The following is a 25,331-nucleotide window of genomic DNA, read 5'->3' on the forward strand; positions in this document are numbered from 1 at the left end:
ATCTGCGTCAGCTATTTCGGCTTCCCCGAGAAGATGGACCGGCAGGCCCCCGAGGCCCTGGAGCGCATTCAAAGAGAACTGTTGGTCCAATAAGGGCGGGAAACCGCTCGCACAGGCCCTTAAAACGCCCAGCCAATATAGGCTGGGCGTTTCGCATCTCTCCCCAAAAACAAGGAGAGGACCTCGTTACGAAGTCCTCTCCTCCAATGGAGTCTTTTTGCGCGATTGCCTCTTACAGGGTGTTCGCCTCGTCCACGACCTTCTTGATGGCCGCCGCGGCGTCGGCAGGCAGCTTGTTGAAGCCGCCCTCCTCGGTGTCCAGGTTGGTGACATAGTTCAGCCGGTCCTGCATCCGGGCCTTCAGCTGGGCCACGTACTCCTTGTCGCCAAGATCAGGCACAAAGCCCTCCCACTTGAAGATTTCGATGTCCTCGAAGGGGCCCCAAGCCTCGAACTTAGCCTTACCCTCAACCACGGCCTCCAGAATGCCCAGGGTGTCCTCCTTCTGGACCTTCTTGCCCATGAAGTCGCCGGTGTTGATGATATAGCAGGCCACGTTCTTCTCCGCCACCAGCTTCTTGAACTTCTCGTAGTCATTGACCAGAGGATAGGTCCGGAAGGGGTTGGCATAGGGCTCCACCACCAGAGCGTTGGGGTCCACGCCCTCCTTCAGCCGCTCCGCGCTGGAGCGTTTGGTGGCCAGAGTGGCGCCCATGACGGAGGCCAGGGATGCGCCGCTGAGCTTCACGATGGGAGGAATGGTGGGGTCCTTCATGATCCAGAAGATGGCGTTGACGGGGGAATCGATCTTATCCACCCGGTTGGGGGACCAGAGCTTGGACTTGATGGCCCGGCCGTTGCCGTTGCGGACGTCCTCGGTGACCAGGACGATCTTGCCCTCGTCGTCCAGAGTGGCGGAGCAGTTCTGGGCCGTCAGCAGGTACTTGTTGTCCTCGGAGGGCACGGGATAGTCGGCGGTCTTGTCGAAATAGGTGGGCTCCAGGGCGATGGACGCGCAGGTATCGGAGTTGATGATGAACGCGTCGTCATGCAGCACCTTGATGGAGGGATACTTGCCGCTGTGCTTGGCGTGGGTCAGGGTGGACTTGCCGGAGCCGGAGAGGCCGAAGACCGCCGCCACGTACTTGCTGCCGTCGTCCAGAGTGTACTCCTTCTGGCCGCCGTGGCAGGAGGCGTAGCCGTTGCGGTTGGCGATGGCCCAGGCCAGGGTCAGCGTGCCCTTCTTGTGCTCGCCGAAGTAGCGCATACCCAGGATGGCGGCGCAGTTGGTGTCGGTATTGAAGTAGCACAGGCACTTGGGGTCGCAGATGTCCTCGCGGCCGGGAGCGCCGGTCCACTGGGGATCAGAGAAGATATAGATGTCAGACTCGCGGCCGTCGCCCACGGGCTTGGACTTCTTATACATCTTGACGTACTCGTCAGACTGATACTGGAAGTTCAGCATCCAGTTGTAGAGGAGGTTCTCCTCCCCCTCGGGGATGAGCAGGTGGGCCTTTACCATGAACTCGGGGTCCAGGCCGATGAAGACCTCCGCGTGATACATGGTCTTCCAGCGGGTATCGTACACGGCGTCCATGACGATCTTGTCCAGGGCGGCGGTGTCCACGCCGGGCTTGCCGGTGATGCGGCGGGCGGCGGCGTAACGGCCGGTGATGGAACCGTCGTTAAACAGCAGCACCTTGGCGTCGGGCTCCAGACCGAACTCCTCTCCGCGATAGACGGGCATATCCGTGACGACGGTACCGGGGGAGTTCTTTGCCATATCATAGGCCTCCCGCAGGGAGTTGATCTTCACGACGTTGTTGCCGTAGAAGGGGGCCTCGATAATGGAGCGGGTCTTGGAGAACCCGACCTTGCCAGGTCCAATTTCAGTTCTGGGGTAATAAGCTTTCGTAGACATAATTTTAGTACCTCCTTAAAAGCGGAAAATTCTTTTATCACTATACCCCGTTTCTGCCAAAAAAGCAAGAGCGAAAAACAAAGCCCTTTCAAAAAACGCGCGCCCCTCAGCTCTCCGCTTCTCCTTTTTCCATCTGGTACTGCCGCAACTCCCGCTCCTTGCGGGCAATGCCCCGCTCGTAATTCTCAATTTTCTCGTCCAGCCGGTTCAAAGACCGCTGCATGTCCTCCATTCGCCCCAGCAGCTGCCGCCTCTGCTCCACCAGAAGACCCTTCCGGGCCTCCATAGTCTCCTCTCCCTGCTGGAACAGGCGGCTGTACTCGATCAGCGCCTCAATGCCCACTCCGGCGGACCGCATACATTTAATCAGCTCCACCCAGCCCAGGGACGCCGCGTCGTAATCCCGGACGCCCCCCTTGGTCCGGGGCACTGGGGGAATCAGGCCGATCCGCTCGTAGTACCGCAGGGTATCTGCGGAAAGGCCGTACCGCTTGCCCACTTCCGTAATATTCATGTCTCTGCCCTCCCGAAACGCACGGCCGGAACCGCGCCGTTTTCTTTCAGCATACTACCTGGAGCGGACTCTAAGTCAAGAGCTTTTTGCAAAAACACCGGAAACGGCTGCCGACGCCTTCCGCCGTCCACTCTGCCGGCACATGGAAAAAGAGCCGGCTGACGTTGTCAGTCCGCTCTTTTCCTTCAGATTTTCCGGTCCGCTCCCGCCGGAACGCCCCGCAGCCTCCGGGACAGGAGCCCAGCGCCGGAACACAGGAATGCCTTCCGCCCGCCTTTACCCGGGATTCCGCCGCCTTTCGGGCGTTCTTACGGCTTCTTCCACCGCTTCAAGGTCGGAAACCAGCTCCGCATCATCTTCTCCGCCTCCTCCTGAGAGCCGAAGGGGTGGCCGTTCTCCTCGTTGAACTTCAGATTGAACGCGATGATGTCGTCCATAGAGGCGTCGGGGGCGGTGAAGACGCCGTTTTGATAGCAGTAGCGGCAGTAATCACCGCTGGGGGCTCCGCCGGCCTCGGTGCCCGCGTCCTCGGGCTTGTCCAGGGGCATGCCGCAGCACTGGCAAAATTTCCGTTCTTCCATTGAAATAACCTCCTTATTTTTGGCGGGGGCTTCTCCCCGGCCTTTGTCATAAGGATACGCCTTCAAACCTGACAAGGTCTGTCCGGTTTCATAAACCGCCCCAAATTTTTTAATCTCTCCGGCCAAGATTTCCCGCCAATAAACCGGCGACAGCACCTCCATCTGGCTGCCGAAGGACAGCAGGAAGGACAGCAGCCACCGGTCCTCTGGAAACCGGCAATCCACAAGCAGGCGGCCGTCCGGCTCCGGAGTGATCTGCCTGGGATGAAAGTAATCCCGCACCCGCCAGGCGGCGGAGGGCTCAAAGCGCAGCCGCAGACACACCTCGTGACTGCCGCCGGATGGCGGGGCCTCCAGCCGCTCCGGGGGACGGCGGGGCGGGCAGATTCCCTCCTCCAGAACCAGTTCCTCCATCCGCACCAGACGAAAGATGCGCCAGTCCCGCCGCTTTTTACAGAAAGCCGACAAATACCAGCACCCGCCCTTGAACACCAGCCGGGCGGGCTCCACGGTCCGGCGGCTCTTCTCCCCGGCGGAGCTGTAATAGGTAAAGGACAGCGGCTGGCGCGACAGAATGGACCGCTTCACCAGGGCGAAATTCTCCCGCTCCGCCGCCCCGCTGCCCCAGTCGGTAAAGTCGATCTCCAGCCAGTCCCCGCCCTCCCGGCGAAACAGGGCGGACAGCCGGGCCAAGGTGTCCGCCTCCGTGCCGCCGCCGGCTGCCAGGATGGCCTGAAGGGCAAAGAGAATCTCGTCCTGCTCCTCCTGGGACAGCAGCGCCCGGTCCAGAACGAACTGATCCATCAGCCGGATGCCGCCCCCCTGCCCCTTCTGGGTAAACACGGGGATGCCGGCGGCGGACAGGGCGTCAATATCCCGGTAAATCGTCCGCTCCGACACCTCCAGCCGCCCAGCCAGTTCCCCGGCGGTCACGGCCCGCTTCTCCACCAGAAGATACAATATCTCAAACAGGCGGCTGTTCTTCATCGGATGCTCCCTCCTGCAAAGCCCCGGCGGAGGAACCCGCCGTCAGAAATCAAATAGGGTCTCCAGAATCTCCTGTTCCGTAACCGCCCCAAAATAGCGGGCAATCGGAAACGCGCTCAGCGTATTTTGAACCTGCTCCCGCTCAAACAGGCAGCCCCGCAGCGCCTGTGTCACCGGCTCCATGGAGTCCACGGCCAAAAAATCCCCCCAGAACGTGATGTCCGTAATCCTGCCCTTTTCCACGCCAGCGGCAACCTCCAGCATACCGCCTTCCCAGTACCGCTTGTTTGTCATGTTGTATTTCGGCGAGCGGCCAAAGTTCCACTCCCAGTCGTCATATTTCTCGCGCTTCAGCGCTTCCACGCCTTCCAGCTCTTCCGGCAGCAGGCGCGCCGGAATCAGCCCGCTGCCCGTCAGCGCCGTTTTCAGATACGCCCAAAATTCCGGCAGCGTCATGTCCCGCTCCAGGCAGGGGCGAATGTTGCCGATGCGGCTCCGGACGGACTTCGTCCCTTTGGAGCGGAACTTCTCCGGGTCCACGTTCAGCGCCCCGGCCACCATATCCGGGTCAGAGTCGAACAGCAGCGTCCCGTGGTGGAGGATGCGGCCCTCCCTCCATCGCTGGGCTGTCCCGGAGACCTTGCGCCCGTTTACCAAAATGTCGTTGCGTCCGGAGGCCTCCGCCGCAAGTCCCAGTCCCTTCAGCGCCTGCACGACCGGCTCGGTAAAGCGCTGAATGGCGATCTGCTCCGCGTTTTCCGCGTCCGTAATAAAGGAGTAGTTCAGATTCCCCAGGTCATGATAAACCGCGCCGCCGCCGGTGGAGCGCCGGACGACATGAATCCCGTGGGCGCTGACAAACGCCCGGTTGATCTCCGCCTCCGCGTTTTGATTCTGCCCGATCACAATGGTGTTGTCGTTCTGCCACAGCAAAAGGTAATCCCCCTCCTGCCGGTGGGCCAGCACGTATTCCTCAAACGCCAGATTGTAGTATGGATCTGTGGAACCGGTCTCCAAATAATGTGTAACCCGCTTCATCGCGCGTCCTCCTTGCTAAACCCGCTCTGCCCCTCAGGCAGCGCTCCCTTGCGTATTGTAGTTGTTTCAATAGGTCTCCATCCCCGTCTTTCAAGTCCAGCGTACCACAGGCAGGGCTCTTTTTCAATACCGCGCCCCCGGCGGATACGTGGCGGCCATCCGGGCCGCCCAGCTGGGCGCGGAGGTAACGCTGGTCGAACAGCGGCGCCTGGGCGGCGTCTGTCTGAACGCGGGCTGCATTCCCACCAAGTGCCTGCTCCACAGCGCCGAACTTCTGGAGGTCCAAGGGGCCCTGGCCCTCCAGACGGGGCCGGCGTGCCGGACCTGATCGCCGCCATTCACTCCCGCCCCACCGTCACTAAGGCAGCGCGGGAGGCCGCCCTCCACTTGGAGGGCCGGGGCTGGATGGCGACGCCGCAGTCCTGCTGCACCAGCTGCACAATGAAGTCCCACCGGGAAGAGATCAGGGCCACGTTGGGCTCGAAGTCCACCCTGCGGCAGGCGGCCCGGATCGTGCGGGAGACCGCGTATTCCCCTCCGGAGAGGATAAACGCCTCTCGTTTCAGCTCCTCCAGCCGGACGGAGGTCCGTCCGGCCAGGGGATGCCGGGCGCTGACCACCAGACGGGAGATATCCCGGAATTCCCGCATGACCCGAAGGAATTTTTCCTGTAGCTCCCGGCCCTCCGGCGTCAGCTTCTGCTGCCTTTGGTCCGTGTAAAACAGGTCACAGCCCAGCTCCGCCTCCAGCTTTTGCACCACCTTGCTCAGCGCCGGCTGAGAGATGTAGAGCCGTTCCGCCGCTGCGGAGTAGTTCCCCAGGTCCGCCACCTGAACGAAGTATTGCAGTTCGCGGATATCCAACGCGTCCACGCCCCCTTTCCCGCTCGCGTGTCGTTCTCATCGCATCTGATTGTACCACATGGTTCCCGGAAACGTCCATAAAAACCTTGTGAAAAACCGGCCATCGAGAACTCCGGAGCCTCCGGGGGCCTTTCCGCCTTCCCTCCGAAGCTCCGGAGAAGAGGGCCCTTATTCGTAACAGTCTTTCAAACTTTGGACCTGGGCCATGTCGTGGCCGCAGATGATTTTCGCGCCATGCTCCGCCGCGCAGGTCCGCAGATACGCGATGGCGGCGAAATACCCCGCCTCGTCCCACATCACTCCCGCCAGCTGCGCCGGAGGTCCAAAGTGAGCGGCGGAGTACACCGCGTCGAACACCAGCAGGAAATTCCCCTCTTTCAGCTCCGCCAGCATTCCCAGCATCCCGTAGGAGTGGCCGGAGCCCAGGTTCAAAACCGTAACACCGGGGCAGAGAACCGTCTCCCGCGCCTCCACCGGCCGCCAGCGGGTGTCCGTCCGGCGCTCCACATCACAGGCCAGGTGAAACCTGCCCAGCCTCCCGGAGGTGGCGATGATGTGGACGCCCGTTCGCCCGCCGCTCCGCTTCAGGAGCCGCACGTCCCGTCCCAGGCACACCGGCGCGGCGTCCACTGCGGCGGAAACGCCGTTGTCCCGCATGTCCTCCAGGTCCCGGATAATTCTGTCCTCATAGTCCGCTCTATAGAGCTGCGGGTAGTGGGTGGCGACGCCCATGCTGGAGGTGCAGATGTGCTCGTGCATCAGCACGGAACCCAGCGCCTCCACGGAAACGGGCCCCGCCACGGTCTGTACTGTTTTCATGTTTTGCCTGTTCATCCTCCCAATTTCTCAGCCCGCAGCATATCCCGCAATGGTCTCCACCATGCACGGCGCTGCCGTTGCAGTCGGCAATGCGCTTGTTGCTTGCGTCAGAACCAGTTATGTCTCCTCCATCAAGGAAATAGTCCAGTTTCGCGCCATCGTCACAGATCTGGCTGTTTACGTTGGTTTTGATATAGCCCACTTCCCGATCGGGCAGCAGGAAGATTTTGGCGGAAGGTCCGTTTGCGCCGCTGTTCGCCGTCCCGCTCGTGCCGCTGCCGGGCTTCGTGGACATACGGAACATTTCCGTTTTGCTGGCAGCCGTGTAAACCGGGACACTGGCAATATCTGTTACGAAATACCGGGTTTCATCCTTCTTTTTCATGGCGGAATCCTCCTTTACGGAATAAAAAATTAGCTTGCGGGTTGCAAGCTAATTGCTTCTTGCTCCCTGCAAACTAATAGTAACGGCTGCCAATGAAGAATCGCTCACAAAATGCAACCGCACGACGCTTTCGCGTCATGCGGTTGTTTTTCCGGCAAAGAACCTTTCTCTGCCCGGCGCGCTCTCCAGGGTCCGCCGGTTTTTCCTGTAAGCATCCGGGTTCAGCGCATCAGGTATCCCTTGGCGGCCAGCTCCAATTGCAGCGCCTCCGCGTGGCGGCTGTCCCGGGTCTCCAGCACCATGGTGACGATGCACGCGCCCACGTCGGAGTCCTTATCCTCCCGGTTGTGGTTGACGCTGATGATGTTGGCCCCGCCGGCCGCCACCACTTGCAGCATTTGCAGGAGGCTGCCGGGCTTGTCGGCCACCTTTGTGGTCAGCTCCACCAGCCGCCCCGCTTTGGAAAGACCCTTCGTGATAATGCGGGAGAGGGTGGTCACATCCACGTTGCCGCCGGAGACCAGACAGACTGTCTTCCGCCCCTTGGTGGAGACCTTTCCAAACATGCAGGCCGCCGCCGCCGTGGCTCCAGCCCCCTCTGCCACGGTTTTCTGCTCCTCCATCAGCGCCAGAATGGCGGAGGCAATTTCATCCTCCGTGACAGTGACCACCTCATCCACATACTCCCGGCAAAGGGCGAAGGTAAGGTCCCCGGGCCGCTTGACGGCGATGCCGTCGGCAATGGTGGAGACGCTGGTGAGCTCCGTGGGCTTCCCCGCGTGGAGGGAGAGGTACATGGACGGCGCCCCCGCCGCTTGGACCCCCACCACCCGGCAGGAGGGCTTGCTCTTCTTGATGGCGAAGGCCACGCCGCTGATGAGTCCGCCGCCGCCGATGGGGACCACCACCTGCTCCACCTCCGGCAGCTGCTCCAGAATCTCCAGACCGATGGTGCCCTGCCCGGCAATGACCTGGGGATCATTGAAGGGGTGGGCGAAGGTATAGCCCTTCTCGTGGCAGAGACGGTCCGCCTCTCTGGCGGCGTCGTCATACACGCCGGGGACCAGAACCACCCGCGCGCCGTGGGCCTTGGTGGCCTCCACCTTGCTGATAGGGGCCCCGGCAGGCATGCAGATGACGGCGGGGATGCCCAGCCGGGCGGCGGAGAGGGCGATGCCCTGGGCATGGTTTCCGGCGGAGCAGGCGATGACGCCCCGGGCCGCTTCCTCTTGGGTCAGGGAGCGAATTTTGTTATAGGCCCCCCGGAGCTTGAAGGACCCGGTGAGCTGTAGATTTTCCGCCTTGATGTATACGTCCCGTCCAATATTGGGCGCGGGGTCCAAAGGCGTCCGGCGGGCAAGTCCCTCCAGCGCCTCCCGGGCCTCCTGAATCCTCTCTAAGGTCAGCTCCATACGATACCCCTTTCCGCAGTTTTCCCGCAGTAAAATTTCCCCGTGGAAGTTTACGTCGTTCCGGCCTCCAGGAAGACGGAGGGCCGGGTTTTATACGTAGCCAGGCTCACCGCCGCCAGCGCGGCGCCGCAGGCGATGGTGCCGGGAACGGCGGACCCCAGGCCAAAGGGTTCCCCCGCCAGCCTCCAGCCCACGCAGACCGTGAAGCCGGCAAGCATGCCGGCAATGACGCCGGCGCTGGTGGCTTTGCGCCAGAAAAGGGCGGCGAAGGCGGGAAGGCCCGCGGCGGCGGCGTAAAAGCTCCAGGCGAACATGAGGATATTATAGGCGTTTTTAATGTAAAGCGCAATGACCAAAGCGCCCAGGGGCAGGATGATGGAAAAGAGCCGGGAGAGAAGAATCTCCGTCCGGTCCTTCATCTCCGGGAAAAAGGTCTTGCCGATGTCATGGACGCAGGTCTGGACCGACACCAGAAGATAGCTGTCCGCCGTGGACATAATAACGGAGAGGATGCCCGCCAGCGCAAGACCCGTCAGGCCGATGGGCAGAACGTGGATGGCCAGGGCGGGCACCACGGCGTCCGTGTTGCCGTAGACGTCCAGCACGCCGTCCCCCAGAACCTGATGGGCGGCGACGCCCATGAAGTACACCAGGGCGATGGTGATGCCGTATACGGCGGTGCCCAGGAACATGCCCTTCTTGGCGGAGCTCCGGTCCTTGGCGGCGAAGGCCCGCTGCCACATCTCCGCTCCGGCCATGGTGAAGACCAGATAGGTGACGACGTCCCCCAGAATGCTGCCGTTGAGATAGGGCTTCGCCAGGGCCGGGTCCAGCCCGGCCAGGAAGGCGGAAAAGCCGCCGATGCTCCGGAGGGATGCCGCAGGTATCAGGATGTATACAAAGAGGATCAGCATGTAGAATTGCAGCACATCGGTGTAAACCACGCCGAAGAGGCCGGAGGAGGCGGTGTAGACCATGAAAATAACGCAGGCGATAAGCGCCCCGGCCTCATAGGAGAGTCCCACCTGTCCGCCCAGCATATTGATGATGGTGGCGGTGGCCGTCACCTGGGAGGCCACGGTGCCCATCATGGTAAACGCCACCATGGCCGCCAGCAGAATCTTCGCCGTCTTGCCGAAGCGGCGGGAGAAGAGGTCCGGGATGGAGGTGACGTCGTATTGCATGCCGATGTCAGAGATTCTGCCGGAGATGCCGGAGAAGAGAAACATGCCCAGAAGATAGGGAATGGCGGTGATGACCGCCTTGAAGCCGCTGGAGTAGGCGACGCCCGCCCGCCCCATCAAGCCGCTGCCGCCGATGATGGTGGCGCAGACCGTCGCCATCATCACCAGCGGCCCCAGAGAGCGGCCGGCGACATAGTAGTCCCCGGCATTTTTGATGCGCCGGACGAAGTATACCCCCACCGCCACCATGGAGAGCAAATAGAGGCCGATGATGCCAAGGTCTAATACGCTGAGCTGAGTGTGATCCATTTGTCCCGTTGTCCTTTCTGTTTCCATTGTTTGCCCTTACGTCGAAGTCCTTCCCAAAAGAAGCCTTTCCGTCTGCCGCGGCGAAGGAGAAACGCCATCTCCGCCGCGGGAGCCTGCCTTATCTAATTTTAGTATAACAGAAAAAGGAAATTCCGTCGAGGCTTTTGGGGAAAATCCCGCCGGAAAAGTAAAGATTTTTGCAAAAAATAAGGAATGTCTAAGGGTGAATACCCTGGACATTCCCTTGTTCGCCGTCCTCCGCAAAAGAAAATCAGAGTGCCCGGCAGGTGGACCGTTCAATGATGGAAGGCGTGATGAGCCGCCGGGTATAGCCGCCTCCGTCGCCGTTTTCGATCAGGGACAGCAGCAGATGCAGAGCGGATTGGGCCAGCTCCGGCGTGTTCTGGGACAAGGTGGTGAGGCGGATGTTGGGCAGGGCGGCGTATTCGATGTTGTCAAACCCCAGAATGGAGAGCTGGTTTGGAATGGAGACGCCCCGCTCGTCCGCCACCTGGATAAAGCCGAGGGCCACCGAGTCGGAGGCGGCGAAGACGGCGGTCTGAGAAAAGGGCTTGGAAAAAAACTGCCGGGCCAGGTGGCAGCCGCTTTCAATGGAGGAGGAGGAAAAGGGATTTAAAAGGGTTTCCACGCTCATGCCAAGTTCCTCCGCCGCAGAAAGGAAGCCCTGGTGGCGCAGGGCGTGCGTAGTGCTGTTCTCCCGCAGGCCCAGATAGGCCGTCTTCCGGTGGCCCAGACGGTAAAGATACTCCGCCGCCATGCGTCCCCCGGCGTAGTTGTCCACGCTGACGGTATTGGCCCGGCGGGGGGAATCCTCCGGCGCGTAAGCGCCCAGAAGAACGCAGGGAACGACCCCCTGGCAGCGGCGGGCCAGGGCGAAGGCGCCGTCGCCGTCGCTGCTCATCAAGATGCCGTCCACTCTCTGGCTGAAAAGCAGGTCAAATAAACGCTCCATCTGGCCCTTCTCCAGGTGGCTGGAACAGAGCATCAGCTGATAGCCCGCCGCCTGCGCGCAGAGCTCGATGTTCAGAGCCCGGGCGGCGTGGAAGGGGTTGGACACATCCGGGACGACCAGCCCCAGCAGGTTGGTGCGGCTGGAGCTCAGGCTACGGGCCAGCAGATTGGTGCGGTATCCCTGTTCCCGGCAGATGCGAAGCACCCGCTCACGGGTCTCGCCGCTGATTTCCGGCGCATGGTTCAAGGCGCGGGACACCGTGGTGACGGAGACTCCGGCAAGGCGGGCGACGTCTTTGATGGTGACACGCTGCATGAAGGATTCCTCCTTGCTCAAAAGAAAACGGACATTTTTGGTAACGTTTGCAAACCGTTGTCTGACCCCGGCGCGAAAACGGCGCTTTGTGGAGAACACGGAAAACATTTTCAAAAAAAGACCAGGGAAATCACCAAGATATTTCGAAAATTGCGGAGCAAAGCGGAAGAAACGGATGGTTTGTGAAATTTATTATAACAGAGAATTTGAAATTTGAATATTGTGCAAGTCAAATAAAAATTATGGAAGCCTATGCAAAGAAATGTGGAAAATCCAAAAACCGCCTTGACAACGAACCGCGAGGAATGGTATTCTATGCTCAGAAAACCGGAAACGTTTGCATTGATGACAAAGCAGGCGTTTTCCAAAAAAGAGATGATTGAGACTAGGAGAAAGCGAGGTTGCCTGACTGAGATGAAACCGAAAGAGCAGACCTATTCGAAGTCCCGGCGGCTGAAAAATCAGATGAAGGAAGTGCTGACGAACCCGTACAATGTGATTGTGCTGGTTGCCGTCGTTCTGCTGACCTACCTGATTGTTCTGCCGCTGGTGGACATGCTGTCCACCACGTTTCACCTGGCCCAGCGGGATCTGCGGGCCGTGCCCGGCGGCGTGGCGGGGGAGTTCACCTTTTATTATTGGCAGCGGCTGCTGGCAAGCGACCTGTCCAAGAATCTGCTGCTTCTGCCCCTGTGGAACTCTTTGAAAATTGGCGCCGGCGTCTCCATCTGCGCTATCACGCTGGGCTCCGTACTGGCCTGGCTGATGGTCCGCTCCGACCTTCCCTTCAAGCCCTTTTTCTCCCTGGCGGTGATCATCCCCTACATGATTCCCTCCTGGGTGAAGTCCCAGGCCTGGCTGTCCATGTTCAAGACTCCCCGGGTGGGCGGCGCGCCGGGCTTTGTGGCCTCCCTCATGGTCTCGGCGGGCATGCCGCCCGACGCCATTGAGAAGGCGCTGTCCCCCATCGCCTACGGGCAGCTGGCCATCATCATCGTGCTGTCTCTGCACTACTACGCCTATACATACCTGCTGGTCTCCGCAGCGCTGAACTCCATCAACTCTGAGCTGGAGGAGATGGGCGAGATTCAGGGCGCCAGCAAGAGCCTGATTCTCCGAAAGATCACCCTGCCCCTGGTGCTGCCCGCCATGCTGTCGGCGGTGATTCTGACGTTCTCCAAGGCCATCGGCACCTTCGGCACCATCAACTACCTGGGTTCCCCGGTCAGCTTCCGGACCCTTTCCAGCGAGCTCTATTCCAACAATCAGTCCCAGAACACGCAGACGGCCTTCGCCATGGCGATTCTGATGATCTGCATCGCCTCGCTGTCCGTCTTCATCAACCAGAAGCTCATCGGCTCCCGGAAGTCCTATGCCACCATCGGCGGCAAGGGCGGGCGGTCTACGCCCATCGGCCTGGGCGGCTGGAAGCCCATCATCACGCTGCTGCTCATCCTCTTTTTCATTGTCGGCATCATCATGCCGGTAATCATCCTGATTCTGGAAAGCTGCATGCTGCGGGACGGCACCTATGCCCTTTCCAACTTCACCCTCCACTACTGGATCGGGGACCCCAATCCCGACATTATGGAGGGCCTGCCCGGCATCTTCAAGAACCGGGACTTCAAGCGGGCGCTGACCAACTCGCTGAAGCTCACCTTTGTCAACGGCGTCTTCGGCACGATCTTCGGCCAGATGCTGGGCTATATCTGCGCCAAGGGCCGGGGCAAGTTCCACGGCAAGCTGGTGGAGCAGCTGGTCTTCATCCCGTACCTGATTCCCTCCGTGGCCTTCGGCGGCATTTATCTCTCCATGTTCTCCAAGCCCCAGGTCCTCTTCGGCGTGCAGCTGGTCCCGGCGCTGTACGGCACCTTCGCGCTTTTGACGCTGGCGTCCGTGGTGAAGCATCTGCCCTTCGCCTCCCGGGCGGGCACCAGCAACATGCTCCAGATCAGCGGCGAGCTGGAGGAGGCCGCCGCCATTGAGGGCGCCGGATTCTTCAAGCGTTTTGTGAAAATCGTGTTCCCGCTGTCCAAGGGCGGCTTTATCTCCGGCTTCATGCTGATCTTCGTCTCCATCATGAAGGAGCTGGATTTGATCATTCTGCTGATGACGCCCAAGACCACCACGCTGCCCTATCTGGCCTTCCAGTATCAAAACAACAACAGTCCCCAGGCGTCCGACTGCGTGGCCATTGTGATGTTCTCCATTGTGTTCCTGGTGTACGCGCTGGCCAACATCTTCGGAGACGCCGACCTCGCCAAGAGCATGGCGGGCTGAGAGAAAGGAGACGAGGGAAATGAGCAAGATTGTTCTGACCAATATCGATAAATTCTATGGCAAGAATCACGTCTTGAAGGACCTGAACCTGACCATTGAAGACGGCGACTTCATGACCCTGCTGGGTCCCTCCGGCTGCGGCAAGACCACCACGCTCCGGGTGGTCTCCGGACTGGAGAAGCCCCAGAACGGGTTCATTCACATGGACGGGCAGGAGATGGTCAACGCGGCGGAGGCCAAATTCGCCCCGCCCAGCAAGCGAAATCTGAACCTGGTCTTTCAGTCCTACGCCCTGTGGCCCCACATGACGGTGTTTGACAACGTGTCCTTCGGCCTGAAAATCCGCAAGGAGCCCACGGACGTCATCGCCAAGAAGGTGGCCTCCGCCCTGGAGCGGATGCAGATCGGCGAGTACGCCAAGCGCTATCCCACGGAACTCTCCGGCGGGCAGCAGCAGCGGGTGGCCATCGCCCGGGCCATCGTGTCCGAGCCCCGGCTGCTCTTGTTGGACGAGCCCCTCAGCAATCTGGACGCCAAGCTCCGGGTGGACATGCGCTCGGAGATCAAGCGCCTCCACCACGAAACCGGCACCACCATCATCTACGTCACCCACGACCAGGTGGAGGCCCTGACCATGTCCACCCGCATCGCCCTTTTCCGCAAAGGCGAGCTGGTGCAGGTGGCCCCGCCCCTGGAGCTGTACGACAACCCCTGCAACCTCTACACCGCCGATTTCATCGGGAACCCCAGCATCAACTTCATCAAAGGCTCCGCCAAGGCGGACGCGTCCGGCATGACCGTGGACAGCGTCATGGGCCAGCAGACCTTTGCCCGGGCGGACATGACTCCCGAGGCCCCCAAAAGCGGCGCCGTGGAGGTCACCCTGGGCCTGCGGCCGGAGCAGGTGACCATCAGCAAGGTGCAGGACGACGAGCACCGGGTGGAGGCCCGGGTGTACTCCGGCATGCCCGCCGGGTCCGAGACGCTGGTTACCGTCCGGGTGGGCAAGGAGCTGGTGACAGTGAAGGAACTGGGCTCCACCCATTACGGCAGCGACGAGAAGGTGTACCTCGGCTTCAATCCCAAGAAGATCAACGTCTTTGACAAGGCCAGCGAAAGCCTGATCAAGTACTGCGTGTGAATTTGTAACCCCGCGGCAAGGGCCGCTTTTGCACAGTCAAAACCACGGAAGAAATTGAAGGAGGAAAAGAACTATGTTAAAGCGCAAAAATCTCCTGGCCGCCCTGTTGGCCCTGGTGATGCTGCTGAGTCTGGCCGCCTGCGGCGGCAAAGACAGCGGCGCGCCGTCCGGCGGCGAGAGCCAGCCCAGCACCAGCGGCGACTCCGGACAGACGGCCGCTCCTGCCGAATCCACCGGCAGCGATTTGACGGAGTGGGAGCAGAAATCCGGCATCTACAACACCGACGAAACCGATGAGGAGCTGTATCAGAAGGCCCTGGAGGAGGGCGCCACGGTGACGCTGTACTCCATCTCCTCCCGCTGCCCCAAGGTGGCGGAGGCTTTCATGGCCAAGTATCCCGGCCTGGAATGCGTCCCCTTCGACCTGTCCACCAACGAGCTGCTGGAGAAGGTCACCCGGGAGTACGACGCCGGCATCACCACCGCCGACGTGGTCCACATCAAGGACCAGGACGGCTCCATGTGGCTGGAATATGTCCAGGCCGGAAAGTTCTACAACTACCAGCCCGCCGACATCTTCGCCCACATCGACCCCGCCTACACCGCCACCACCACCCCGCTGTACGTGGAGCTGACCCAGCTGTTCTACAACACCGAGGCCAACCCCGACGGGTCTCCCATCACCAACATCTGGCAGCTGACCGAGCCGGAGTGGAAGGGCCGCGTCGCCATGCAGAACCCCCTGAACAACCTCTCCTGGGGCGCGTGGATCACCGGCTTCTGCGTGGGTGAGGAGCCCCAGCGCCTGGCGGACTCCTATAAGGACTTCTACGGCGAGGAGCTGGTCCTCTCCGAGGGCTGCGAGAACGCGGGCTATGAGTTCCTCAAGCGCCTGCGGGAGAATGAGCCCATCTTCGTCTCCTCCTCCGACGAGAGCGCCGAGGCCGTGGGCGCCCCCGGCCAGACCAATCCCCCGGTGGGCTTCACCGCCTCCTCCAAGTTCCGCAAGGCGGCGGATAACGGCTGGGTGTTCGCCCCCGTGAACCTGGAGCCCGACACCGGCATTCCCGCCGTCAATACTCTGTACATCGTCGAGGGCTGCGAGCACCCCGCCGCCGCCAAGCTGCTGGTCCGCTTCATGATGGGCGGCGTGGACGGCGACACCTCCGGCTACGCTCCGTTTAATACCGTGGGCGGCTGGCCTGTGCGGGACGACATCGAGGGCAAGGACGAGCACACCCTGGCGGAGATCAACATCGCCCCCTTCGACGCCACCGAGATTTACTACAACTACAACACCGTCCGCGACTTCTGGCAGCAGATGGGCTGAGCGGAGAAGAAAACCCCCGATTCAGGTTTGAGCACCGCAGAAAAGCGGCGGGCGGCTGTCCGCCCGCCGCTTTTCTGCCAAAACGCCTTGCTATTCTTGCGTTTCGCCTGCCGGGCGCTTATACTTAATAATAGGATCGGTTTTCCCATACAGTTCAGCCGGGCGGACGCCGCCCGGTCCCGGAGAGGAGTGCGCCCATGAGCCTTTTTATCGACAAGCACAACCGGAGAAAGAGCCCTTTTTCCCTGGTTGTCTTCGGCATGACCCTGCTGGAATGTCTCCTGTTCGGGGTGATGTACGGCGTTCTGGCGGCGCCGCTGGCCCGCGCCGTCGTCTTCTCCAGCGCCGCGGCGACCTGGGCGGTCCACGGCCTGATTATCGCCGCCGCGGGCACGGCGCTGAGCTGCCTGTTCTTCCTCGCGCCGGACAAGCGGCTGGTCCCCTGGGGATTTGTGGGACTGGGGGTCGTTTTGGGCATGTTCTGCGCCGCCGCGCTGCTGCTGCCCTCCCCGGACCGGCACTGGATGTTGCTGCTGATTCTTGCGTACGGCCTGCCGCCGGTACTGGTGGGCAACCTTGTGACCTGGCCGCTCTATTTACGGATAAAGCGCTCCGCCCCTGCGCCGGAGCGCAGAAAGACCGTCCGGCAGGAATTGATGGAGGCGGCAGCCAAAGAAGCGGCGAAGCAGGAGCGCAAACAGGCCCGGCAGACAAGGCCGGAGAAGGAGGTCCCCCCTTCCACACCGGAGGAGGCCCTCTTCGAGCCGGAGGCCGGAAGCGCGCCCTCCTTCCGTTCCGAGGAGGAGGAGGCTATGCGCCTCTATATGGATAACGAAGATGAAGAGAGCGACGATTAAGGACGTAGCGGCCCTGGCGGGGGTCAGCGCCGCCACGGTTTCCCGGGCATTGGACGACCGGCCGGAGATCAGCAGCGAGACCAAGGAGCGGGTCCGGGCGGCCTGCCACCGCCTGGGTTACGTCCCCAACGCGGCGGCCAGGGGCCTGACGGGCCGGCAGACCCACATCATCGGCATGGTGGTTCCAGACGTGTCCAACCCCTATTATTCCGGTATGGCCACCGCCATAGAGCACCGGGCGGCCCAGGCGGGCTACCGGGTGCTGCTGAGCAATTCCATGCGCAAGGAGGAGCGGGAGCTCCAGGGCGTCGGCAGCTTTCTGGCCCGGCAGGTCGACGGGCTGCTGATCGCCGCCATCTCCCTCCAGTCCCAGGCAAAGCATGGGGCGATGATCGGGGATTTGCCCTGTGTGTACATCGGCGTGAACCACGGGGAGGAGTGCAGCTATGTCATGTCGGACAACAATACCGGCGCCTATGAGGCCGCCCGGTATCTCCTGAGCCTGGGGCATCGGGACATCCTGTTTTTCGGCGGGCGGGACGCCTCCCGCACGCGGGAACTCCGTCTCCGGGGCTTTTTCCGGGCCCTGGCGGAGGAGGGGGTGGAAGGCCGGCAGATCACCGCTCCGAAGGACGTGGGAATGCTGCGCCAATGGAGCTATGAGGCGGCGCTCCGCTTCTTTCGGTCCCAGCCGCTGCCGGACGCCATCTTTGCCTATTCAGACATCACAGCGCTGAAAATCATGGAGGCGGCGGAGGACTGCGGCATCCACATTCCGGAGGATGTGTCGCTTCTGGGCTATGACAACATCTCCTTCGCCTCCCTGCCTCGGATTGACCTGACAACCGTTTCCCAGCGGAAATTCCATGCGGGGGAGATCGCGGTGGGGCGGCTTCTGGAGCAGATCCGGGGAAGCCGGGAGCGCACGGTGGACCTTCTTCAGCCGGAGCTGATTGTGCGGTCCACCTGCATACAGAAAACAGAGAGGAGGACCGGCGTATGAACGGTCTGCCCAATGAAGAACGGCAGCGCCTGGGGGCGCTGCTGAAAGGGACATCCCAGGCGGAGGTCATGGCAAAAATTCCCCAGTTCTCCCAAGTGGAGGTCTACAATCTGGTCCCGGCGCCGTCTGCCGTTCCCCAGGCGCTGGGGATGCTGGTCTTCAACATGGAGCGGGGCGTCCACCTGGCGGAGCTGGGGGACTTTTTGGAGAGCTGCCCGCAGCTCCGGCCCTTTGATGTGATATTAGCGAACGAGATGGACGACGGGTGCCTGCGCTCCGGCGGAAAGAACACCGCCCTGGAGCTGGCGGAGCGCCTGGGGCTCAATGTGGCCTTCGGCCTGGAGTTTATTGAGCTGGTGAACGGAGAGGACCCCAAGGGCTACCATGGCAACGCCATCTTCTCCCGCTGGCCCATCCGAAGGGCCAAGGCGGTGCGCCTGCCGGAGCAGTACAACTGGTATTTTGACCGCCAGCGCCGCATTGGCGGCCGGCTAGCCATTCTGGCGGAGCTGGACGTGGGCGGCCGCCCGGTGGGCACAGCCACGATTCACCTGGAAAACCGCACCCATGGCCCGGGCCGGCAGGCCCAGCTGGAGACGGTTCTGGCGGAGGCGGAGGCCATGTTCCCCGGCATGCCGGTGGTCCTGGGCGGCGATTTGAACACCAATACCTTCGATGGCCGGGATAAGGACGCCATCCAGTCCGTGGCGGAAAGCCCGGAGCTTCAGCGCCGCTGTCTGGAGGACGTGGCCGCTTGGGAGGGATGTCTCCCGGCGGCGGAGGCAGCGGGCTACCGCTCCCTGCCGGACCAGGCGCTGCCCACCCGGCGCAAGCCCCTTCCCGGCGGCGGGCATCTGGATTTGCGGCTGGACTGGCTGCTGGTCCGGGGAATGCGGGCGGTGGAAAGCCGCACCATTTCCACCCGGCGGGAGGACTGCGGCTTTGCTCCGGAGGGGTCCGCCCTGGCGGCCTTCACCGGGGAGGAGCTCTCCGATCACAACGCGGTTTGGGCATCCTGTGCCCTGACATAAATCACAGTAAGGAGGCGTTTTGATGCTCAATACCGTACTATTTGACATGGGCGGCACTTTGGAGGATATCTGGAATAACGAGGAGACCCTGGCGGCGGTGATGGAACAGCTCCAGGCGATGCTGCGGGAAGCGGGACTGGAGCCGGGCTGCGGACTGGAGGACTTCCAAAGAAAGGTCCTGGCGGGCCTGAAGGCGTACAAGAGCTGGAGCGAATCTGTCTGGCTGGAGAAGAAGCCGGAGGAAATCTGGCCGGACTTCTATCTGCGGGAGTTCGGGTTTGACCGGGAGAAGCTGCTTCCCATTACCGAGGAGCTGGCCAACATGTGGGAATTGACCTATTTCCACCGGGAGCTCCGCCCCGGCGTCCACGAGATGCTGGAGTCTCTGGAGCGGCGGGGCTATCGCCTGGGGGTGGTATCCAACAACGCCTCGCTCTATAACGTGTTCAACGTGCTGGAGGACTATGGCATCCGGCATTTTATGCGGGATGTGACCGTCTCCAGCGTCACCGGCTATCGAAAGCCCCACCCGGAGATTTTCCGGATTTCTCTCCGGCAGATGCAGGTGAAGGCGGAAAACTGCGTGTACGTGGGGGACACGATTTCAAGGGACATCATTGGCTCCAAGCGGGCGGGGTTTGGGAAGGCGGTGCAGATCGGCTCTCACCTCTCCGCCCAAAAGGACGCGGAGGTTGGAAACGCGGCGGAAAGGCCGGATATGGTCATCACGGACATCCGGGAGCTGACCGCCTGGCTGGATGAGATCAACCCCGCCATGGCCCCGAACTAAGCGGACAACAGCAGGATGAGAAAACGTTACGAGAGGAACTCCAAAGGGTTCCTCTCGTTCTTGCTCTAAGCTGGGCCCGTTATGGAGCACGCCCCGGCGCGTGAACCGGCGGCGGAAACCAGACCACCCTCCTGACGCCGCGGGCAGTTTCTTCCTTTTCATAACCGTCTTCCTTTCCGCAAAAATTAAGCGAGCCGACAAGAGCCGCCAGCAGTGGTGGTGCATCACCAAGGGCGGCGAACGCGTCAATACCGGGGCCGACGCCGCGCCCATTGCCGACGAAGATCATTTTGAGATCACCCCCGAAACCGGGTGCTGAGATGCCAGCCCGCCAAATCGTAACCGCCAGGCTGCTGGCCGGGCTGCTGTTTGCCCTGCAGGTGGCCATGGCGGGACTTCCAAATATCGAGCCGGTGACGCTGCTGATCATTCTCTACACGCTTTAAGCTCCCATGCTGGTCTCATTTTTACGGCTTCCCTTCCCTCGCCGGATACGGAACGGCGGGTCTCATTTTGGGGCGGTCTACAAAAAAACAGGAGAGAAATTGTATAACCAGTAGAATCTGTTTCGGCGCTCCAATTCCCTCTTGACTTCTTCGGGCGGCGACGCTATGATAAATACAAGTTAATGGTTGGAATGTTACCGGCTTGCCGGGCTTGACCAGCTCTGTCTGAATGGTTCTTTGCAGGATCTGCGGGAATAGTGGGACGGGGATGGTTTCTTTTTTTGAGGGGGGCAGAGGGAGCTTGCGCATTAAAAAAGTCATCAACAACAACATCCTCTGCGTCGTGGACGACAAGGGCAGCGAAATGATCGTCACCGGCAAGGGCCTGGGGTTTCAGCGCAAAACGGGAGAGCGGGCGGACCCGTCCCTCTTCGAAAAGACCTATCACATGGAGGGCAAGGCCGAGCAGCGGAAGCTCCGGGAGCTGTGCCAGCAGATTCCCATCGAGCACCTGCGGCTCACCCAAGACCTGATCGAATACATCAAGGGACAGATTTCCGCTCCGCTGAACGAATCCCTCCTCATCACCCTGGCGGATCACATCAGCTTCGCCCTCAAACGCAAGGAAAACGGCATTGAGTTCACCAACCCCCTTCAGGGGGCGATCATGAGCTATTACCCCACGGAGTACCACTTGGGCCAGCATTGCCTCCAGGTCATCCGGGAGGAAACCCGGACGGACCTGAACGGCAGCGAGGCGGCCTTCATCGCCCTGCACATCGTCAACGCCGAGCTGAACACCAGCATGAGCGTCATGTACGACATCACCAAGCTCATCGAGGGCACGCTGGAGGTGGTGGAGTACTTTTACCAGAAGCGCTTTGACCGGGAATCCCTGGACTTCAACCGCTTCGTGGTCCACCTGCGCTACTTCGCCCAGCGGCTGTTCCAGGCCGCGCCGGGGGTCTGCGGCGAGTACGACCCGGACTTTCAGGAGATGATCATCCGCAGCTGCAAGCAGCATTACAAGTGCGCCCAGTGCATCGGCGAATACATCCGGAATACTTATCAAAAAGACGTCTCCGACGAGGAGCTCATTTACCTGACCATCCACTTAAAGCGCATCAACCTTACCAAAAAGTAAATCTCGAGGGATCGTGACCATTTTGGGCGAAACCCATGCGGCGCGGGCCGGAATTTTCCGGTGCGCGCGGTATGGGTTTTTATATTTTGAATCCGCGCTCATTCCCGGCAGACGCCGTCCGAGCGGAATTTCACCGCATGTCCGGAGCCCCGGTTATGAACACGGATTCTCAGCCATACTGTGTGACAAGGAGGAACCATTATGAAGGACAAAATTTTTGGCGTATTGCAGCGGGTGGGCCGCTCGTTCATGCTGCCCATCGCCCTGCTGCCGGTGGCGGGGCTGCTGCTTGGCGTCGGCAGCTCGTTTACCAACCAGACCATGCTGGAGGCTTACGGTCTTACCGGTGTGATCTACGAGGGCGGAATCGTCTACACCATTTTGGACATTATGAACCAGTGCGGCAGCGCTGTGTTCAACAACCTGGCCCTGCTCTTCGCCATGGGCGTCGCCATCGGCATGGCGAAGAAGGAAAAAGAGGTCGCCGCCCTGTCCGGCGCCATCGCGTATCTCGTCATGAACACCGCCATCTCCGCCATGATTACCGCCCGGGGCGGCGTGGAGGCCATGGCGGCCAACACCACCACCTCGACGCTGGGTATCACCACGCTGCAAATGGGCGTGTTCGGCGGCATCATCGTGGGTCTCGGCGTGGCAGCCCTGCACAACAAATTTTATAAGATTCAGCTTCCCCAGGTGCTCTCCTTCTTCGGCGGCACCCGGTTTGTCCCCATCGTCTGCACCGCCGTCTTCGTGGTGGCGGGCATCGCCATGTTCTACGTCTGGCCCATTGTGCAGATGGGCATCGCCGCCCTGGGCGAGCTGGTCATCCGCTCCGGCTACGCGGGTACCTGGATTTACGGCCTTCTGGAGCGGGCTCTGATTCCCTTCGGCCTGCATCATGTCTTCTATATGCCCTTCTGGCAGACCGCCGTGGGCGGCACGGCCATTGTGGACGGCGTCACCATCCAGGGTGCGCAGAACATCTTCTTCGCGGAGCTGGCCTCCAAGTCCACGGAAGTCTTCTCCGTCTCCGCCACCCGCTTTATGGCGGGCAAGTTCCCCCTGATGATCTTCGGCCTGCCCGGTGCGGCCCTGGCCATGTATCGGGCGGCCAAGCCGGAAAAGCGCAAGGTGGCCGGGGGCCTGCTGGTCTCCGCCGCCCTCACCGCCATGCTGACGGGCATTACGGAGCCCCTGGAGTTCACCTTCCTCTTTGTCGCTCCGCTTATGTACGCCGTTCACTGCGTCTACGCGGGTCTCGCCTATATGCTGATGCACATCTTCGGCGTGGGCGTGGGCATGACCTTCTCCGGCGGCGTCATTGACCTGACCCTTTTCGGCATCCTTCAGGGCAATGCCAAGACCCACTGGGTCTGGATTGTCATCGTGGGCGCGGTATACTTTGTGCTGTACTACTTTACCTTTTATTTCATGATTACCAAAATGGACCTGAAGACCCCCGGCCGGGAAGAAGAGGGCGAGGAGACCAAGCTCTTCACCCGCTCCGACTTCAAAGCCAAGACCGGCGTGGGCCCCGACGGGTCCGCCCCTGCGGGCGGCGTGTCCGACCCCGTGTCCGCCCTGATTCTCAAGGGCCTGGGCGGCAAGGCCAATCTCTCCGATGTGGACTGCTGCGCCACCCGCCTGCGGGTGACGGTCCTCGATGCGGCAAAGGTTTCCGACGCGCTTTTGAAGCAGTCCGGGGCCTCCGGCGTCATCCACAAGGGCAACGGCGTTCAGGTGGTTTACGGTCCTCAAGTGGCGGTGATCAAATCCAATCTGGTGGACTTTATGGAGACGCCGGAGGCGGACCGTCTGGACCAGGTCGCGTCGCCCGCTGCCCCGGTTCCGGAGAAGTCTTCCGCCCCGGCGAAGCAGGGCGCGGTGTTGGCGGCCCACATGAACGGCACGGTGGTCCCCATGGCGGAGGTTCAGGACGAGGCGTTCTCCAACTGCATCTTGGGTGACGGCGTGGCCATTGAACCCTCCGAGGGCAAGCTCTACGCCCCGGCGGACGCCGAGGTCGACAATCTCTTTGACACCCATCACGCCATCGGCCTGGTGACGGAGGGCGGCGTGGAAATCCTGCTGCACATCGGCATCAACACCGTGGAGCTGGGCGGCAAGCATTTTAAGGCCCATGTGGAAGTGGGGCAGAAGGTCAAAAAGGGAGACCTCCTGATCTCCTTTGACATGGAGGCCGTCAAGGCGGCGGGGTACCTCTGCACCACCCCCATGATCATCTGCAACACCGACGATTACCAGAGCGTGAAGCCCACGGCGGCAGGCGAAATCCAGGCCGGGGCGGAGCTACTGGAGCTCCGGGGCTGAGGGGCGCCCCCCCCTCCCCTCTCCAAAAAAACGGAGCCCCGTCCGGAAGAGACATTCTCTCCCGGGCGGGGCTCCGCCCTTGTTTGCGGTCAAAGGGCCGGCCGCTCCCGGCTCAAAGCTCGATGATGTCCAGTACCGCCCGCTCCACACAGAGGGCGCTTTTGGCGTCCAGGACCAACGACAGCTCCGCCTCGCTGCCGCAGCCCATGCGGGGATACAGCACGGCTGCGGAGTGCAGCGTACAGGGGACGCTGGGAAGGCGCTCCATGGAAAAAGAGAGGGGCAGGGCCTCCGTGAATGCGCCGCAGGGCGTCTGCTTGAGCAGGATGGTCCCCGCCTCCTCCGCCGGGTACATCGGGCAGGCGTTCAGTGTGTACTGAACCGCATAGGTCTTCGCCGCGTTCAGCCGGATTTGGGTGGCAGCCTGCTCGTCCAGGCGAATATCCTCTCCCCGCCGGACCCGCTGCCGCCAGGGCAGGCGGCAGCCCCGGTTCCACAGCATCCCCTCCCGCTGAATGGTCAGCTGAAGGGCGCTCTTGGGGCAGGCCCCCGCCGGCGGGCAGGGGTGCGGTTTCGGCGGCGGACAGGGGAAGGGCCCCGGTTTCCATGGCGGGGGGCAGGACTCACAGGGCGGGGGACAGGGAGGCTCCGGGGGCGGACAGGCTTCCAGAACCCGCTCCAGCTTGTTTTTCAGCAGCATCTGGTTCTGCGTCACCGCCTCCAGCAAAACGGTGACGCTCTTGTTGACCGCCAACACGTCTTTGGGCGCGGCGCAGGGCCTGCTTCCCGGCAGGGTCCCGAGAATATATTGCAGCTTCTCGCCCTCGGCGTTGAGAATGTGGCTTAGGGCAAGCTCCTCCATAGCGATGGAGGCAATGATCATCGTCAGAGCTTCCTCCCGGGTCATATCCGCCCCGTTGGGAGGAAAGGAAGGCATAGACATAATGAAAACTCCATATCGATGTGCGGCAGAAACTCCATGCCGCCGCTCCATTCTATGTCCGCCGGGATTCTCCGGTTCCACCGGAACCCGCCGCCCCGCCCGGGCATAGAATGCCTTGGGCGCTTCGCCGTGGAGAGAGTTCTCTCCCCCGCGCTTCCGGCGCGTCCAGCCGGCGCCTTTCCGATTGAAAGGAGATTCCTTTTTATGTCTCTTCCCAGTTTTCCCGTCGTTGACCCGCCGATCCAGCGGGAAGACGCGGTAAACCAGATTCTCTCCTCCATTGCTATGGAGGAACTCGGCATGAGCCACATTCTCAACGCCGAGGGCGAGAAGCTGCAATATATTCTCGGGACCTTGCCGGGTCTCAGCGGCCCTGCCGCCACGGTCGGCGATGTGCTGGCCGCCAACGAGAGCGTCCGCGGCCTTCTGGAAACCGCTGTGCAGAATCAGCTTTTCCTGAAAGCCAAAATGCAGGGCGCTCTGGAGGCTTCCCCCATGCAGGGGCCCACGGGTCCCACGGGCCCCACTGGGCCCACCGGGCCTGCGGGCGGTCCCACCGGTCCTGCCGGAGCCACTGGCCCCACCGGAGCCACAGGAGCTACCGGCCCTGCCGGCCCCACTGGGCCCACCGGGGCTGACGGTGCGGCCGGAGTCACCGGTCCTACCGGGCCCACCGGAACCACGGGCGCCACCGGAGCTGCCGGAGCCGCCGGCGCCGCCGGAGCCACCGG

General features: G+C 61.7%; 23 protein-coding genes and 1 pseudogene. 12 read left to right on the forward strand and 12 right to left on the reverse strand.

Annotated features, from left to right (window positions below; all coding sequences use genetic code 11):
* Nucleotides 1–232 precede the first annotated feature (232 nt).
* The 4 genes from QZ329_RS10035 to QZ329_RS10050 form a co-directional block, all read right to left on the reverse strand.
* Complete coding sequence (locus QZ329_RS10035) at nt 233–1,921, reverse strand: phosphoenolpyruvate carboxykinase (ATP) (RefSeq protein ID WP_295751969.1); 1,689 nt, start codon at nt 1,919–1,921, stop codon at nt 233–235.
* 106 nt (nt 1,922–2,027) lie between these two features.
* Nucleotides 2,028–2,435: a MerR family transcriptional regulator gene (locus tag QZ329_RS10040; RefSeq protein ID WP_295751971.1), complete on the reverse strand. Its 408-nt coding sequence runs from the start codon at nt 2,433–2,435 to the stop codon at nt 2,028–2,030.
* A gap of 308 nt (nt 2,436–2,743) precedes the next feature.
* On the reverse strand, nt 2,744–4,003 hold the full coding sequence (locus tag QZ329_RS10045) for a WYL domain-containing protein (RefSeq protein ID WP_295751973.1): 1,260 nt from the start codon (nt 4,001–4,003) through the stop codon (nt 2,744–2,746).
* Between the two features lie 42 nt (nt 4,004–4,045).
* On the reverse strand, nt 4,046–5,041 hold the full coding sequence (locus QZ329_RS10050) for a lipoate--protein ligase (protein WP_295751976.1): 996 nt from the start codon (nt 5,039–5,041) through the stop codon (nt 4,046–4,048).
* Nucleotides 5,042–5,120: 79 nt separating this feature from the next.
* Between QZ329_RS10050 and QZ329_RS10055 the strand changes: the two are divergent.
* Nucleotides 5,121–5,333 (forward strand): annotated as a pseudogene (locus QZ329_RS10055) (FAD-dependent oxidoreductase); the annotation flags it as partial.
* A 46-nt stretch (nt 5,334–5,379) separates the two neighbouring features.
* On the opposite strand, the gene QZ329_RS10060 reads toward QZ329_RS10055, so the two are convergent.
* From QZ329_RS10060 to QZ329_RS10085, 6 genes are all read right to left on the reverse strand, one after another.
* Nucleotides 5,380–5,913, reverse strand: coding sequence for a LysR family transcriptional regulator (locus QZ329_RS10060; protein WP_295751978.1), 534 nt, complete (start codon nt 5,911–5,913; stop codon nt 5,380–5,382).
* Nucleotides 5,914–6,072: 159 nt separating this feature from the next.
* On the reverse strand, nt 6,073–6,663 hold the full coding sequence (locus QZ329_RS10065; RefSeq protein ID WP_365351837.1) for a hypothetical protein: 591 nt from the start codon (nt 6,661–6,663) through the stop codon (nt 6,073–6,075).
* Entirely contained in the window at nt 6,602–7,108 is a 507-nt protein-coding gene (locus tag QZ329_RS10070; protein WP_295751981.1) for a hypothetical protein, read from the reverse strand. The genes QZ329_RS10065 and QZ329_RS10070 overlap by 62 nt, the downstream gene beginning before the upstream one ends.
* A 221-nt stretch (nt 7,109–7,329) precedes the next feature.
* The gene (gene ilvA, locus QZ329_RS10075) at nt 7,330–8,520 is read right to left on the reverse strand and encodes a threonine ammonia-lyase (protein ID WP_295751984.1); all 1,191 of its coding nucleotides are present in this window, start codon (nt 8,518–8,520) and stop codon (nt 7,330–7,332) included.
* A 50-nt stretch (nt 8,521–8,570) separates the two neighbouring features.
* Nucleotides 8,571–10,013 carry a sodium:solute symporter family protein gene (locus QZ329_RS10080; protein ID WP_295751987.1) on the reverse strand — a complete coding sequence of 481 codons (1,443 nt, stop codon included), beginning with the start codon at nt 10,011–10,013 and terminating at the stop codon, nt 8,571–8,573.
* Nucleotides 10,014–10,284: 271 nt separating this feature from the next.
* The gene (locus tag QZ329_RS10085; protein WP_295751989.1) at nt 10,285–11,301 is read right to left on the reverse strand and encodes a LacI family DNA-binding transcriptional regulator; all 1,017 of its coding nucleotides are present in this window, start codon (nt 11,299–11,301) and stop codon (nt 10,285–10,287) included.
* A gap of 414 nt (nt 11,302–11,715) precedes the next feature.
* Between QZ329_RS10085 and QZ329_RS10090 the strand changes: the two genes are divergently transcribed.
* From QZ329_RS10090 to QZ329_RS10120, 7 genes are all read left to right on the forward strand, one after another.
* Nucleotides 11,716–13,581, forward strand: coding sequence for an iron ABC transporter permease (locus QZ329_RS10090; protein WP_295751992.1), 1,866 nt, complete (start codon nt 11,716–11,718; stop codon nt 13,579–13,581).
* A 19-nt stretch (nt 13,582–13,600) separates the two neighbouring features.
* Nucleotides 13,601–14,722, forward strand: a complete 1,122-nt coding sequence (locus tag QZ329_RS10095) for an ABC transporter ATP-binding protein (protein ID WP_295751995.1) — start codon at nt 13,601–13,603, stop codon at nt 14,720–14,722.
* Nucleotides 14,723–14,795: 73 nt separating this feature from the next.
* Complete coding sequence (locus tag QZ329_RS10100) at nt 14,796–16,052, forward strand: ABC transporter substrate-binding protein (protein ID WP_295751998.1); 1,257 nt, start codon at nt 14,796–14,798, stop codon at nt 16,050–16,052.
* A gap of 197 nt (nt 16,053–16,249) precedes the next feature.
* Nucleotides 16,250–16,909 (forward strand): hypothetical protein, encoded by a 660-nt coding sequence (locus QZ329_RS10105; protein WP_295752001.1) that lies wholly within the window; start codon nt 16,250–16,252, stop codon nt 16,907–16,909.
* On the forward strand, nt 16,890–17,912 hold the full coding sequence (locus QZ329_RS10110) for a LacI family DNA-binding transcriptional regulator (protein WP_295752005.1): 1,023 nt from the start codon (nt 16,890–16,892) through the stop codon (nt 17,910–17,912). The genes QZ329_RS10105 and QZ329_RS10110 overlap by 20 nt, the downstream gene beginning before the upstream one ends.
* On the forward strand, nt 17,909–18,943 hold the full coding sequence (locus QZ329_RS10115; protein ID WP_295752008.1) for an endonuclease/exonuclease/phosphatase family protein: 1,035 nt from the start codon (nt 17,909–17,911) through the stop codon (nt 18,941–18,943). The genes QZ329_RS10110 and QZ329_RS10115 overlap by 4 nt, the downstream gene beginning before the upstream one ends.
* A gap of 22 nt (nt 18,944–18,965) precedes the next feature.
* Nucleotides 18,966–19,733 (forward strand): HAD family hydrolase, encoded by a 768-nt coding sequence (locus tag QZ329_RS10120; protein ID WP_295752010.1) that lies wholly within the window; start codon nt 18,966–18,968, stop codon nt 19,731–19,733.
* Between the two features lie 79 nt (nt 19,734–19,812).
* On the opposite strand, the gene QZ329_RS10125 is transcribed toward QZ329_RS10120, so the two are convergent.
* Entirely contained in the window at nt 19,813–20,022 is a 210-nt protein-coding gene (locus tag QZ329_RS10125) for a hypothetical protein (RefSeq protein WP_295752012.1), read from the reverse strand.
* A 31-nt stretch (nt 20,023–20,053) separates the two neighbouring features.
* Here QZ329_RS10125 and QZ329_RS10130 point away from each other — a divergent pair, with 31 nt between their 5' ends.
* The 3 genes from QZ329_RS10130 (at nt 20,054) to QZ329_RS10140 (ending at nt 23,657) form a co-directional block, all read left to right on the forward strand.
* Complete coding sequence (locus tag QZ329_RS10130) at nt 20,054–20,179, forward strand: hypothetical protein (RefSeq protein WP_295752016.1); 126 nt, start codon at nt 20,054–20,056, stop codon at nt 20,177–20,179.
* A gap of 301 nt (nt 20,180–20,480) precedes the next feature.
* The gene (gene licT, locus QZ329_RS10135; RefSeq protein WP_295752019.1) at nt 20,481–21,323 is read left to right on the forward strand and encodes a BglG family transcription antiterminator LicT; all 843 of its coding nucleotides are present in this window, start codon (nt 20,481–20,483) and stop codon (nt 21,321–21,323) included.
* A 201-nt stretch (nt 21,324–21,524) separates the two neighbouring features.
* On the forward strand, nt 21,525–23,657 hold the full coding sequence (locus tag QZ329_RS10140; RefSeq protein WP_295752022.1) for a PTS transporter subunit IIABC: 2,133 nt from the start codon (nt 21,525–21,527) through the stop codon (nt 23,655–23,657).
* Nucleotides 23,658–23,769: 112 nt separating this feature from the next.
* Here QZ329_RS10140 and QZ329_RS10145 read toward each other — a convergent pair whose 3' ends face one another.
* Nucleotides 23,770–24,600, reverse strand: coding sequence for a hypothetical protein (locus tag QZ329_RS10145; protein ID WP_295752026.1), 831 nt, complete (start codon nt 24,598–24,600; stop codon nt 23,770–23,772).
* A 204-nt stretch (nt 24,601–24,804) separates the two neighbouring features.
* On the opposite strand from QZ329_RS10145, the gene QZ329_RS10150 reads away from it, so the two are divergent.
* Nucleotides 24,805–25,331 (forward strand): hypothetical protein (locus QZ329_RS10150; RefSeq protein ID WP_295752029.1); only part of this gene is annotated, 527 nt, incomplete at its 3' end.

Source organism: uncultured Oscillibacter sp. (assembly GCF_910579365.1).
In the GTDB taxonomy this organism is placed as follows: Bacteria; Bacillota; Clostridia; order Oscillospirales; family Oscillospiraceae; genus Oscillibacter.